Raw genomic sequence first — 11853 nt, 5'->3', positions numbered from 1 at the left:
AGCCGGCGCCGGGCTGTCTCGCCGCCCTACCCCAGCGGCGCCTCCGCGATGTCCAGCAGGGCGCCGAGGCCGTGGCGCAGGCTGCGCATCGGCTGCTGCTCCGAGGACAGGCCGAGGGCCAGCAGCGATCGCCCGGTCACCGCGTAGACGTGGCCAAACGGAAACGACTGCGGCTGTGCATCCGGCTGGTTGGTATCGATCAGCGCCAGCCAGTTGTGCCCCTCCGGAACGGAAGGCAATGTGAAGTTCACGACGTCGTAATGGGCGTTGTAGACCAGCAGCAGGGTCGCATCCGATCCGCGCCGCTTGACGCCGGTCTCCTGGGCGCGGCCGTCGAGCAGCATGCCGAAACAGCGCGCATGATCGTCCGTCCACTGCTCGGTCGTCATCTCCTCGCCGGAGGGATCGAGCCACGTCACATCCTTGACGTCGAGCTCCTCGTTGTGCGAGCCGACCAGGAAGCGGCTGCGATAGAGGATCGGGAAAGCCTTGCGCATCGCGATCAGCTTGCGCGTGAACTCGCGCAACGCCCTGCCCTGCGGCGAGATCCCCATCCAGTCGAGCCAGGTGGTCTCGTTGTCCTGCGCATAGGCGTTGTTGGTGCCGTTCTGGCTATGGCCGAACTCGTCGCCCGCCAGCAGCATCGGCGTGCCGTGCGACAGCAGCATCGTGGCGAGCAGATTGCGCTTCTGCCGCTCGCGCAACGCGGTGATCTCGGGGTCGTCGGTCGGCCCCTCGACGCCGCAATTCCAGGAATGGTTGTTGCTGTGGCCGTCGCGATTGTCCTCGCCATTCGCCTCGTTGTGCTTCTCGTTGTAGGAGACGAGGTCGTTGAGGTTGAAGCCGTCATGGGCGGTGATGAAGTTCACGCTCGCCCAGGGCCTCCGGCCGCGCTTGTTGAACAGGTCGCCCGAGCCCGAGATGCGCTTGGCGAAGTCGGCCAGTGTGCCGCCGTCGCCCTTCCAGAAGGCGCGCGCGGTGTCGCGGAACTTGTCGTTCCATTCGGCCCAACCCGGCGGAAACTGCCCGACCTGATAGCCGCCCGGGCCGATGTCCCAGGGCTCGGCAATCAGCTTGACGCTGGACAGCACCGGATCCTGCCGGCAGGCGTCGAGGAAGCTGCCGCCTTCGTCGAAGCCGTAGGGCTCGCGCGCCAGGATGGTGGCGAGATCGAAGCGGAAGCCGTCGACCCGCATCTCCGTCGCCCAATAGCGCAGCGAGTCCGCGACGAGCTGCAGCACGCGCTGGTGCGACAGGTTCACGGTGTTGCCGGTGCCGGTGTCGTTGATGTAGTAGCGCTTCTGGTCCGGCATCAGCCGGTAGTAGCTGGCATTGTCGATGCCCTTGAACGACAGGGTCGGCCCGAACTCGTTGCCTTCGGCGGTGTGGTTGTAGACCACGTCGAGGATGACCTCGATGCCGTTGGCGTGGAACTGGTTGACCATGGTCTTGAATTCGGTCGCGAGCGGCGTCTTCAGATAGCGCGGCTCCGGCGCGAAGAAGCCGATCGAGTTGTAGCCCCAGTAGTTGCGCAGGCCCTTGTCGACCAGATAGCTGTCGTCGATGAAGGCATGGATCGGCAACAGCTCGGCCGAGGTGATGCCCAGGGAGCGCAGATAGGCCGGGATGTCCTGGTGCGCGAGACCGGCGAAGGTGCCGCGATCGGCCTCGGGCACCAGCGGATGCAGCTTGGTAAAACCCTTGACGTGCATCTCGTAGAAGATCGTCCGCTCCCACGGAATTTCCGGCTTGCGCGAGGTGCCCCAGGTGAAGGCGGGATCGATGACGCGGCACTTCAGCATCAACGGCGCGCTGTCGCGGCCGTCGAACGACAGATCCTTGTCGGCATGATCGAGCTGATAGCCGAACAGCTCCGGACCCCAGCGCAGGTCGCCGACGAGCTGCTTGGCATAGGGATCGATCACGAGCTTGTTCGGATTGAAGCGGTGACCGACGTCGGGCTCGTAGGGCCCGTGCACGCGATAGCCATAGACGGTGCCGGGACGTGCCGTCGGCAGATAGCCGTGCCAGACCTCGTCGGTGTATTCGGGGAGCTCGATGCGCTCGAGCTCGGTCTCGCCGGTGTCGTCGAACAGGCACAGCTCGACCTTGGTCGCGTGCGCGGAAAAGATCGCAAAGTTGACGCCGAGGCCGTCCCAGGTCGCGCCCAGCGGAAACGGACGGCCTTCGCTGATCTTGGCCTTGCGCAGGCTGAACGCGGCCTGCATCAAAGCGTCACCGTGATCGGTGCGTTGGTCCATCCTTTGCCCCCTTCGTCCAATGCCCGGACCGATTGCCGGGCTTCTCGATGATCCGCGCCGCCGCTTGCTAGGTTGCCGCCGGCGTCTCGTCCGGCATGATCACTTCCGCCTTGGTCTCGGTCACCGTCACCGAGGCGATGACGGCTCCTTCCGGCGCCGAAGCCTTCGCGGCCCGCTGCTGCGCTACTTCCTTGGTGATGGCCGCGATGGAGTTGCCGATGCGCTCGACCATCTCGGCCAACTCGCCGGGCGACATCTTCAGCCGCTTGGTCACCACGCGGACCTGGGCCTGATCGGCCATGTCGAGCTTGTTGCGGGACGGCTGAATTTTCGGACGGCGCATGTGGGGGGTCTCCTGCATGCCAGCTAACCTTGGCTGCGGAAATTGGTTCCCGCGATGGGGCTCCCTCCCCTCCGGGTGTCGCCACGAAGACGTGCGTCACCGACCTCGCGGCGCCATGCGCCCGAGGGATGTCATCGATGTTGCCCCCTGATCAGGCAGAGGGCGCAGGGAATGCCGGGAGCTGGCCGCCCCCATGGCCCGCCTGCAGAAAAAAAGCAGGCGGCAGTCACCACAGGTTCAGCCGAGACATCCCGGCATTCCCCGCGCGATGGTTTTCACGCTTATACGCGATCTCCCCGGTGTCCGGCTTGTGAGCCACCGTCGCCCTCGGGATCATCGCCCGAGGACTTGGCGCCAGCGTCGGGGCGCCAGGACCACGCGACTTCGCGTCCGCAAGCTGCCGTTCGTCCACGCGAGCCTCCCCGCGCTGCGGCATCCTGCAGCCACCGCATCCCGCACCCAACGTTCCGTGACGATCGCGAAGCGCCCCTCTCGAGGAGCACGGGATGGCGATGGTCTAGCACGTTTTCTGGAAACGCGAAATAGAAATTTTCAGTCGGCGACGAGCGCCTTTTCGCACGCACGCGTTCGACGGGGTGGCCGGGGACTGCCCTTGCACCGGTCAGCCGAACGAAAGGCGGGAGCCCGCGACCGGAGTCGACCCGAGCACTCCGATTTGCGCAGTGCTTCAGGAAGGATCTGGATGCAGGACGTCAGCACCAATGCGCGCGACAAAGCCACGTCCGCTTTTGACCGATGCTGTCGAAAAAAGTCTTTGTCGCCGCGCGGGACTGCTTCTCCTGGTCTGGTTCGACGGCGAGGCCATTTATGGATCGAGTACCCGCTGCGCCGGCCGATCGCTGGCTGCGACGCTGACGCATAATTGCTCACACGCATACAACTCATACCCGCGCCGGCTCTGGCGGCTTGAGCAGCTTCAGCGCCATTGTCTTCAGGTTCTGCACGATGGCGGCGAGATGGAATTCGTCGCGGGCGCCGGACAGACCTCTCAGGCGCAACCGCTCGAACCCATGGTGGGTCTTCAAATGTGCGAACCGCATCTCGACCCGCTTGCGCTCGTCGCGTGATTTGAGGAACGCTTTCGTCGTCATTTTCCGGCGCGCGACATCTCGGGCGTCTTCGTGGAGATCGCGCGGGATCTGCCGGGCGGGCATGTTTGGGCAACACTGCGCCTTCAGAGGGCAGATGGAGCAATCGTGTTTGCTGGCGCGGAACCGTAGCATCATTCCATCGTGAACTTTGCCGGTGGTGCGAAGTACCTTCCCACTGGGACAGACATACACATTGGCGCGGCTATCCCATTTGAAGTCTGCACGCGAGAAGGTGCCGTCTTCGCGTTTACTTTTATCCCACACGGGGATATGCGGCGTGATCTGCTTCTCCTTGACGAGCCAACCGAGGAACTTGCCTGTGCCATAGGCTGTATCGGCGATCAGTCGCTTCGGCTTCAGATCGAAGCATCGCGCTGTGCGATCGATCATCGTCTTGGTCGCGACGACTTCGTCATAGGTTCGCGCTGGCGTTGCTTCCACGTCGACGATGACCGCATGTTCGACGTCGATCAGGTAATTTAGACCATAGCCGAACTGGACGCGCTTGTTGGCTTTTGCCGTCCACGCAGAAGACGGATCGGACGGCGAGATCACCTTCGGCGCCTTGCGTTCGCTGCGCCGGTGCCGCGGCGTCTCAGGATCATTGTCGGTGTCGTCGGCGCCATCCGCCGCCTCGGTGGGCTGCGCGGCAGCTTCGATCGAAGCAAGATACTCAGCAACGGCGCGCCGCTGACGTTGTGCGTCGGTCCAGTCGAGTTCAGCCGGCGGCTTGCCGTGGTAGCGACTGGCGTTGGCCTCCAGCACGCTGGCATCGACCGCGAAGCCTTCGCCCTTTACCAGCCCGGTCGCCATCGCCGACCAGACGACACGCTCGAAGATGTGGCGCAGCACGTCGCTCTCGCGAAAGCGGCCGAGCCGGTTGACCGAAAATGTCGAGTGATGCGGGAGAGCGTCATCGAGATCGAGCTGGCAGAACCAGCGGTAAGCGAGATGCAGTTCCACTTCCTGGCAAAGCCGGCGCTCTGAGCGGATGCCGTAGCAGTACCCCACGAGCAGCATCCGGATCATGAGTTCGGGATCAATCGACGGTCGCCCGATCTCGGAATAGTGCGGCTCAAGCTCCTTGTGTAGATCGGCGAGTGCCACGGCGACGAACGCATTCATCCGCCTGAGCAGATGGTTCTCGGGGATACGATCCTCCAAGCGAAACTCATAGAACAGGCTGCCCTGATCCCGCTTCCGCCGTCCCATCATCACCGTTCTCCGTCACCGAAGCTCGATCAGATGAAGGAATCAGTGTTCGCCGCGGCTCTCAAGCCTTTTTTCGACAGCATCGGCCCACAACGGACATGGAACGAACGGAACTCCCTTACGACCAAACTGTGTGACCGGCTGGTGAGAAATCGCTACTCATCCTTATTCAACGCGGCGATGAGGACGCCAACCTCTTCAACAGGTAAGGATCGTCACGCGCTATCAACTCTTCTGTCCTTGGGAGCTTTCCGAAAGCAAACCGTGCCTCCTCGATGCAAGAAAAATAACACAAGCATCTCCGTGCCATCTGAATGCTCGACCTCAACCATGTAGGATGCTAGCGATGGCGGAGTAACCACCCCATGTAAGGCTGGTCTGAGAGGCGATCTCGATTGTGCAACACGATCGAAAAGCAGACTTGATCATCTATTCCTTGTCGTCACATCGCCCTCGACCATCATTTCGTCAGCCATCTCTCGAAGTACAAATTGATCGGGTTGGAAACGTAAGGGCCATACGCTGGGCACGGAACGAACCCCTTCGCCCGATAGAGCCTCTGGGCATCGGGAAGAAATTCCGTGGTTTCCAGCCGCAGAACCGACAGCTTGGCGGTCAAGGCCGCTTCCACAACGCGCGTCAGGAGCCTGCTGCCTATTCCAGTTGTCCGAGCCTCGGTGACGACATACATGCGCTTCACCTCCCCGGTACCATCCGCGAACACCTGCAGCCCTGCACAGCCAACGGCTTGTCCGGCAATCCGCGCGATAAACATTTGCGTGTCGTCGTGCGCTAGCCGATCAATTGGAGAGCCGTGATTCCTCTCCACCCCGCAGACCTTGTTTAAGAAATCGTCCAGCGCGGTTACGAGATTAATCAGGTCCGGGGACCTTGCATCGGCCAGCTCAATTTCGATTCGATCGACAGTCATTCTCGTCCCCTTCTTCGAAGAGATGAGCGCATGACGCCGTGGTGGCTTGTCCCGTTTAGTTGCCGGACCGGCCACATCTTCTTCCGAAGGAAGAAAGCCACCTTGCTCGGGGAGCAGGTTGGCGCTGGGCGTCGGCCCAACTCTTGATGTTGGAGTTGACGATAGCGGGCACTATCGAGCTTGGCAAGTACGCCCCCAGTTCGAGGAACAACGCGTGGCCGCTCCTGGCTCATCTCGAACCTTTTGGTCGGCTCCGACGATGGCCGCTCCGTCGAAGATTGGGGTCTTGTCAGGCCGCAATCGGCGCCTACCGGGGAGGCCGACGGCGGCTCGGCTCAGGCGGGCGCTGTGCATAGGGGTTCGGCAGGCACATGGCCGAAAGGCCCGCGGCCCCCGCTCTGCACGCCTCCCACGACCTGTACTGGCACGCGATCGTGCTGGACCCGCCCCACTCCCATGTCTGGAGGCACACCGGATCATTGCCATCGAACCGCTGGGCCGCGGCTGGAGCGGTTGCAAGCACGATGATCGAAGTCATGAGGAGAAGCGCGCGCATCATCAGCCATCATGACATGAGGCTGACCAATCCGAAAGGGTCTGCCGGCGCGGCCACGTCCACGCGCGCTTGATCCGCAGGCGCGGCGGGTTTCGGTACCCGCGTCGTCAGGTGACCCTCTCTTGCTCCACGGAAAGCAGGCGATCGCAGCTAGCTTCGGCGGCTCATGAGTCAGAAATAGGAGCGCGGCTGCTGCCTGGTATGTTGGCCGAGGTAGCGTCTCACGGTCGAAAGATTTTTCGGTTCAGAAAGCTTCTCAAATACCTGATGCACCAATTCATCGTGATCGGAGGCAACAATTGCGACGGCGTCCCTCAGGTTTCTAAGCTGACGCCACGAAAGAGCAGGCTCCGCTGCTGCCACCAAAGCCCAAAATACAGGGCGCCATAACCCGGTGTCGAAGGGCTTCGACGCCTGAAATATGGAAAACAGCGCCTCTGAACGACTCCCCATGTTTTCAATGGCGCCAGAAGCAGCGACGTACTTTATGAGAAGTTCTTTGGCGGGCGGCCCGTTGCCGCGCTCAAGATATGCCCTGATCGGCCATGCCGAGACGGCTACACGATTGAAAATATCCTCCTGACAGTCGGCTGCCAGAATCGCCTCTTCAAGGAGGCGGCTATACCTTTCATCGGGCCAATGGCGTGCGACGTGAGATAACGCCTGACACCTGAACCAAGGTGCTTCTATCCCCCTTGCGACGCTTAGCGCTTCGTCAGGGCGAGCAGATGCGAGGCGGATCGCGAGGTCTCTTGCTTTGGTCGGGGTCAGGGTCTTGCTCACCCAAACCGACTACCATAACTCCCCGCAACGGCCAATTGGATGGAACGTCAGATTCTGGCCTAAAGGTGAACTATGCTGGTTCAAGGCTGACGCATGGTCTCAACCCAACGCCGTCGTCAGGACGTCCAGATCCGCAGAGCACCAACAGTCTCGAACTCGGCGAGCCTAAAGCTCTTTGTCACAGACAACGCTGCCGTAGGGTGGGCAAAGCGACGCCAAGGGCGGCGCGTGCCCACCATCGGTGGCGCTGGGTGTAGGCGGTGGGCACGGCGCGCGTGAAAGCTCGCCCGACAAGGCCGCATCCCGGCGCGCCTTTGCCCACCCTACGGCAGGTTGTTAGTTCAGCGTGCCATCAATCTTGACGCTGCTGGCAAAGCGGCGCGTGACCACCATCGCCACCGCTCGAAACGCGCGGTGGGCCCGATGCGACGCGGCGTTGCCGCGTACGCCTCTTTGCCCACCCTACAGCTCGGGTGACGGGATCATGACCGGCCCGGTGACCTTCGTCCGAACGGCCTAGACCGCAATCCCGCTCCACCTCACCCGAACAGATGCGCCAGCCAGAACGCGGCGCCGGCGGCGAGGCCGCCGACGAGGGCGGTCTGAAGCGCCGACTTGATCTTGTTGACGCCGGTGAAGTGGCCCTTGATGGCGCCGAAGATCAAGAGCGCGATGCCGGTGGCGATCACGGAGATGCGGAGCGCGGACGAGATGTCGGCTGCCAGCATGTAGGGGATCAGCGGGATCAAGCCGCCGATCACGTAGGAGCCGCCGATGGTCACCGCGCTGACCGGCGCGCGCTTCGGATCCGGGCGTTCGAGGCCGAGCTCGAAGCGCATCATGAAGTCGACCCAGCGCTTGCGATCGGACGCGATGGCGTCGACCACGGTGGTCAAGGCCTGGCCTTCGAGACCATAGCCGCGAAAGATCGCCGCGACCTCCTCGACCTCGCGACCGCGGAGCTTCTCGATCTCGTCGTGCTCCCGCTTCTCCTCGGCGGCGTAGTGCTCTGCGTCGGAGCGGGCGGCGAGATAGCCGCCGAGCCCCATCGCGATCGCGCCGGCGACGACCTCGGCGAGGCCGGCCGTGACGATCACGTCGGTCCTGGCGACCGCCGCCGAAAGACCGGCGGCGAGCGCGAACGGCACGGTGAGGCCGTCGGCCATGCCGATGACGACGTCGCGGACGACCTCCGACGCGGTGAAGTGCTTTTCGATGTGCGGCGTTGCCGGCATGGCGGCCTCCGATGGCGTGTTCGACGGAGACCTTCTAGCAGGCCCGGATGACAGGCGCGATCACCGCAGTCCCGGCACCATCCGCCGCAGGGTGCGATCGTGCAGCCAGTAATGGTGCAGCAAGGCGGCGCCGGCGTGCAGGCCGATCAGGATCATCAGGCCATTGGCCAGCGCCTCGTGCATCTCCTTCATGTCGTGGGCGAAGCCGCGGTCGCCGATCCAGGGTGAGGCGATCTCGAACAGGCCGAACACCGGCAAGCCGTAGCCGCGGGCAAACTGGGTGACGATGCCAAGCACCGGAATGGCGAACATGATGCCGTAGATCAGCAGATGCGTGATCTCGCCGACATGAACGGTCCACGCGCCGAATTTGGTCGCTTCAGGCACCGGCGGCGGATCGGCCAGGCGCCAGGCCAGGCGCGCCAGCGCGAAGCCGAGCATCGACAGCCCGAGCGAGACGTGCATGAACAGGCCCATGTCATGAGCGGGACGTGGCAGCACGTCGCCGAGATGGCCTGAAATCCACGCCGCCGGCACCAGCACGGCGACGATCCAGTGCAGTGCGATCGCGACGGAGCCATACGTCTTGGCGGAGTTTCGAATACGCATGATCAGCTTCCTTCGACCATTGGGCACCCCGCGCCGGCACGCCGGAGCACGGGGTGGCATGGCAGGAGGCAATAGCCGACCGGGGGCGTCGCGCCGCTGACGCGGGATGTCAGCCTGCTGTCAGAATGGACGGCGCCGGGGTGGCCTGGGACGTCGCGGGCTGCGGCCAGCGGAGTGCCGAGACGATGGCCGGCGCGATCGTGATCCTGGCGCCGCCGAGCTGGGAACGGCCGATCTGCAGCCGCCAGCCATAGGCTTCGAGCACGTCCTGCACGATCGCGAGCCCCAGCCCGCTGCCCGGCCCCTGCTCGTCGAGGCGGCCGCCGCGCTCGAGCACGCGGCCGATCTTCGCGTCCGGAATGCCCGGACCATCGTCCTCGACGGTGACGATCAGAGGGGTCGCACTGGCGACGATGCGAACCGTGCTCGCCGCGTGACGCGCGGCGTTCTCGAGGAGATTGCCGAGCACCTCGGCGAGATCCGTGCGGTCCATGCCGACGCGCAGGCTTGGAGGCACCTCGCCATCGAAGCTGACATGGGCGGCCGCCGGCGTGCGGCCGAGCGTCCCGAGCAGCGCATTCACCAGCGGCGCCAGCTCGGTTGCGGCCTCCGGCCCGCCGCGAGCCTTGCCGCGCAGCCGCGCCAGCGCCAGCTCGCGATCGACCTGCCGGCTCATCGCCTCGGCGACATCCTCGACATTGCGCGCCAGCTCGATCTGGCCGAGCTCCTTCAAGCGCGCGGCGTCGGCCGCGAGTGCGGCGAGCGGCGTCTTGAAGCCGTGGGCGAGATCGGCCGCACGGCTGCGCGAGCGCATGATCTCGCGGCTCTGCGCATCGAGCAGCGCGTTGACCTCCTCGACCAGCGGCGCCACCTCGGTCGGCACGTCCACGGGAAGATGCTGGCGCCGGCCGCTGCGGATCTCGGCGACGCCACGGCGCAGCACGCCGAGCGGACGCAGGCCGAGAGTGACCTGAACCGAGGTGCCGACGGCGAGGATGACGGCCAGCACGGCGAGCGCGATCGACAGATCCTTGGCGAAGGTCCGCACCGCACTGGTGGCGCCGTCGAGGTCGTAGGCCACGGCCGCGCGCACGCGGATCTGGCTTTCCGGATTCATCAGGATGCCGCGCTCGGCGACCAGCACGTGTTCGCCATCCGGCCCGGCGAGCTCATGCTGATGCACGTCGCTCGGTCCGGGCTCGTCGATGGGCAGCGGCAGGATGGTGTCCCACAGCGAGCGCGAGCGCAGCAACTGGCCGTGATCGTCCGAGATCTGCCAGTACAGCCCCGACAGCGGCACCACGAAGCGCGGATCGGCCGGCGGCCGCGCGACCACGATGCGCCCTTCCGCATCGACCTCGAGGCCGTTCAGCAATTGGCGCAGGTGGATGTCGAGATCGGAGGCGAGCGTGCGCGCGACGTGGCGCTTGAACAGCACGACCATGCCGAAGCCGGCGACGCCGAGCGCGACCAGCAGCGCGATGGTGCCCGCCGCCACCAGTCGCAGCCGCAGCGAGCCGAGCCTCATTCCGTCGTCTCCGGGATCATGTAGCCGAAGCCGCGGCGGGTCTCGATGATGTCGGCGCCGAGCTTCTTGCGCACGCGCCGGATCAGCACCTCGAGCGCGTTGGAGTCGTGCTCGTGGCCGAGACCGTAGACGTTCTCCTCCAGCTCATGCTGCGGCACGACGCGGCCGCTCTGCCGCAGCAGATAGGCGATCAGCCGGTATTCGAGCTGCGACAGCGTCACCGGCACGCCGGACAGGCTGACCTTCATCTGGCGCTCGTCGAGCATCAGGTCGCCCGACGAAAGCACCGGAGCGGCATGGCCGGCGGAGCGCCTGATGATCGCGCGCAGCCGCGCCAGCAGCTCCTCGTTGCGAAACGGCTTCGGCAGATAATCGTCGGCGCCGGCATCGATGCCGTCGACCCGCTCGGCCCAGCTCGCGCGCGCCGTCAGGATCAGCACCGGCATATGCCGCGCCGCGCCGCGCCAGCGCTTCAGCACCGACAGGCCGTCCATGCCGGGGAGGCCGAGATCGAGGATCACGGCGCCATAGTCCTCGGTGTCGCCGAGAAACCAGGCCTGCTCGCCGTTGTCGGACGTTTCGACCAGATAGCCCGCCGCCTGCAGCGTCCGCGCCAGGTCGGACGACAGCCGCGGATCGTCCTCGACCAGCAGCACACGCATCTATTTTTCCTCGATCCGCTCGATCTCGCCGCTGCGCGCATCGACATAGACCTCGCGCACGCGGCCATCACGGCCGATCACCCGAAACTCATACCGCCAGCGGCCACGCTGGCGGTCGACATCGATTCCCATCACGTCGCCGGCGATCCGGCCGCGCAATCTCGGCAGGATCTGCGACAGCGGCAGGACGTCGCCCGCCTCCACCGCGCGACGCACGGCATCACGGCGCTCGCGATCGTCCTCGCGCGCCACCGTCGCCGCGGACGCCGCCGTCGAGATCAGCATCGCAAATGCCGTGATGCGCATGAACCGTCCGATTTGAGGCAAATGCATGATCTTCCCGGGGCCTGACGCTCTGATCTTCAAAGCTCGTCGTCATTCGTTGCGCGCGCGCCACTGGGTTCGAATTGCGGGGGTCGACTTGCGGAGCGTTCGCAGATGCTAAGGAGCTGGTGCGGATTTTAGTTTGAACTTCCGATGTCGGAATTGCGCTCAGGCCGATGCGCGGGTGGAAACTCGCAAGGGATCGGCATCCTGCCCGAGACAAGCTGACGTCTCGCTGACTCAACCTGACAGGATGCCGTCAGCCTCGTTGCGACATGATCCCGCCCGGACGGAGCG

Annotated in this window: 11 protein-coding genes and 1 riboswitch; all 11 genes read right to left on the bottom strand. The window is 64.6% G+C overall.

Annotated elements, in window-relative coordinates; all coding sequences use genetic code 11:
- Nucleotides 1–26: 26 nt before the first annotated feature.
- The 11 genes from glgX to QX010_RS27590 all read right to left on the bottom strand — a co-directional run bounded on the left by glgX (nt 27) and on the right by QX010_RS27590 (nt 11538).
- On the bottom strand, nt 27–2261 hold the full coding sequence (gene glgX / locus QX010_RS27640; protein WP_316182971.1) for a glycogen debranching protein GlgX: 2235 nt from the start codon (nt 2259–2261) through the stop codon (nt 27–29).
- A gap of 67 nt (nt 2262–2328) precedes the next feature.
- Nucleotides 2329–2604, bottom strand: a complete 276-nt coding sequence (locus QX010_RS27635; protein WP_316182970.1) for a DUF3606 domain-containing protein — start codon at nt 2602–2604, stop codon at nt 2329–2331.
- A 902-nt stretch (nt 2605–3506) separates the two neighbouring features.
- Entirely contained in the window at nt 3507–4931 is a 1425-nt protein-coding gene (locus QX010_RS27630; protein WP_316182793.1) for an IS1182 family transposase, read from the bottom strand.
- Between the two features lie 457 nt (nt 4932–5388).
- Nucleotides 5389–5859, bottom strand: coding sequence for a GNAT family N-acetyltransferase (locus QX010_RS27625; protein WP_315805359.1), 471 nt, complete (start codon nt 5857–5859; stop codon nt 5389–5391).
- 45 nt (nt 5860–5904) lie between these two features.
- Nucleotides 5905–6014: riboswitch (SAM-I-IV-variant riboswitch) on the bottom strand.
- Between the two features lie 152 nt (nt 6015–6166).
- On the bottom strand, nt 6167–6415 hold the full coding sequence (locus QX010_RS27620; protein WP_410051475.1) for a DUF3551 domain-containing protein: 249 nt from the start codon (nt 6413–6415) through the stop codon (nt 6167–6169).
- A gap of 171 nt (nt 6416–6586) precedes the next feature.
- Complete coding sequence (locus QX010_RS27615) at nt 6587–7198, bottom strand: hypothetical protein (RefSeq protein ID WP_316182969.1); 612 nt, start codon at nt 7196–7198, stop codon at nt 6587–6589.
- Between the two features lie 539 nt (nt 7199–7737).
- Nucleotides 7738–8433, bottom strand: coding sequence for a VIT1/CCC1 transporter family protein (locus QX010_RS27610; protein WP_315805357.1), 696 nt, complete (start codon nt 8431–8433; stop codon nt 7738–7740).
- Nucleotides 8434–8493: 60 nt separating this feature from the next.
- The gene (locus QX010_RS27605) at nt 8494–9042 is read right to left on the bottom strand and encodes a cytochrome b (protein WP_316182968.1); all 549 of its coding nucleotides are present in this window, start codon (nt 9040–9042) and stop codon (nt 8494–8496) included.
- Between the two features lie 109 nt (nt 9043–9151).
- The gene (locus tag QX010_RS27600) at nt 9152–10570 is read right to left on the bottom strand and encodes a sensor histidine kinase (protein ID WP_316182967.1); all 1419 of its coding nucleotides are present in this window, start codon (nt 10568–10570) and stop codon (nt 9152–9154) included.
- Complete coding sequence (locus tag QX010_RS27595; protein WP_315805354.1) at nt 10567–11232, bottom strand: response regulator transcription factor; 666 nt, start codon at nt 11230–11232, stop codon at nt 10567–10569. Before QX010_RS27595 ends, QX010_RS27600 begins: the two co-directional genes overlap by 4 nt.
- Complete coding sequence (locus QX010_RS27590) at nt 11233–11538, bottom strand: PepSY domain-containing protein (protein WP_315805353.1); 306 nt, start codon at nt 11536–11538, stop codon at nt 11233–11235. It lies immediately after the preceding gene.
- Between the last annotated feature and the right edge of the window lie 315 nt (nt 11539–11853).

Source organism: Bradyrhizobium sp. SZCCHNRI1009 (genome assembly GCF_032487575.1).
Lineage (GTDB): Bacteria > Pseudomonadota > Alphaproteobacteria > Rhizobiales > Xanthobacteraceae > Bradyrhizobium.
The sequence above is the reverse complement of the archived record's forward strand: the minus strand, read 5'-3'. Positions and strand labels throughout refer to the sequence as shown.

Coding starts and splice junctions, on each gene's coding strand:
- QX010_RS27620 (WP_410051475.1), bottom strand. CDS start 6,415: ATGCGCGCGCTTCTCCTCATGACTTCGATCATCGTGCTTGCAACCGCT.
- QX010_RS27635 (WP_316182970.1), bottom strand. CDS start 2,604: ATGCGCCGTCCGAAAATTCAGCCGTCCCGCAACAAGCTCGACATGGCC.
- QX010_RS27605 (WP_316182968.1), bottom strand. CDS start 9,042: ATGCGTATTCGAAACTCCGCCAAGACGTATGGCTCCGTCGCGATCGCA.
- QX010_RS27625 (WP_315805359.1), bottom strand. CDS start 5,859: ATGACTGTCGATCGAATCGAAATTGAGCTGGCCGATGCAAGGTCCCCG.
- QX010_RS27595 (WP_315805354.1), bottom strand. CDS start 11,232: ATGCGTGTGCTGCTGGTCGAGGACGATCCGCGGCTGTCGTCCGACCTG.
- QX010_RS27630 (WP_316182793.1), bottom strand. CDS start 4,931: ATGATGGGACGGCGGAAGCGGGATCAGGGCAGCCTGTTCTATGAGTTT.
- glgX (WP_316182971.1), bottom strand. CDS start 2,261: ATGGACCAACGCACCGATCACGGTGACGCTTTGATGCAGGCCGCGTTC.
- QX010_RS27600 (WP_316182967.1), bottom strand. CDS start 10,570: ATGAGGCTCGGCTCGCTGCGGCTGCGACTGGTGGCGGCGGGCACCATC.
- QX010_RS27590 (WP_315805353.1), bottom strand. CDS start 11,538: ATGCGCATCACGGCATTTGCGATGCTGATCTCGACGGCGGCGTCCGCG.
- QX010_RS27610 (WP_315805357.1), bottom strand. CDS start 8,433: ATGCCGGCAACGCCGCACATCGAAAAGCACTTCACCGCGTCGGAGGTC.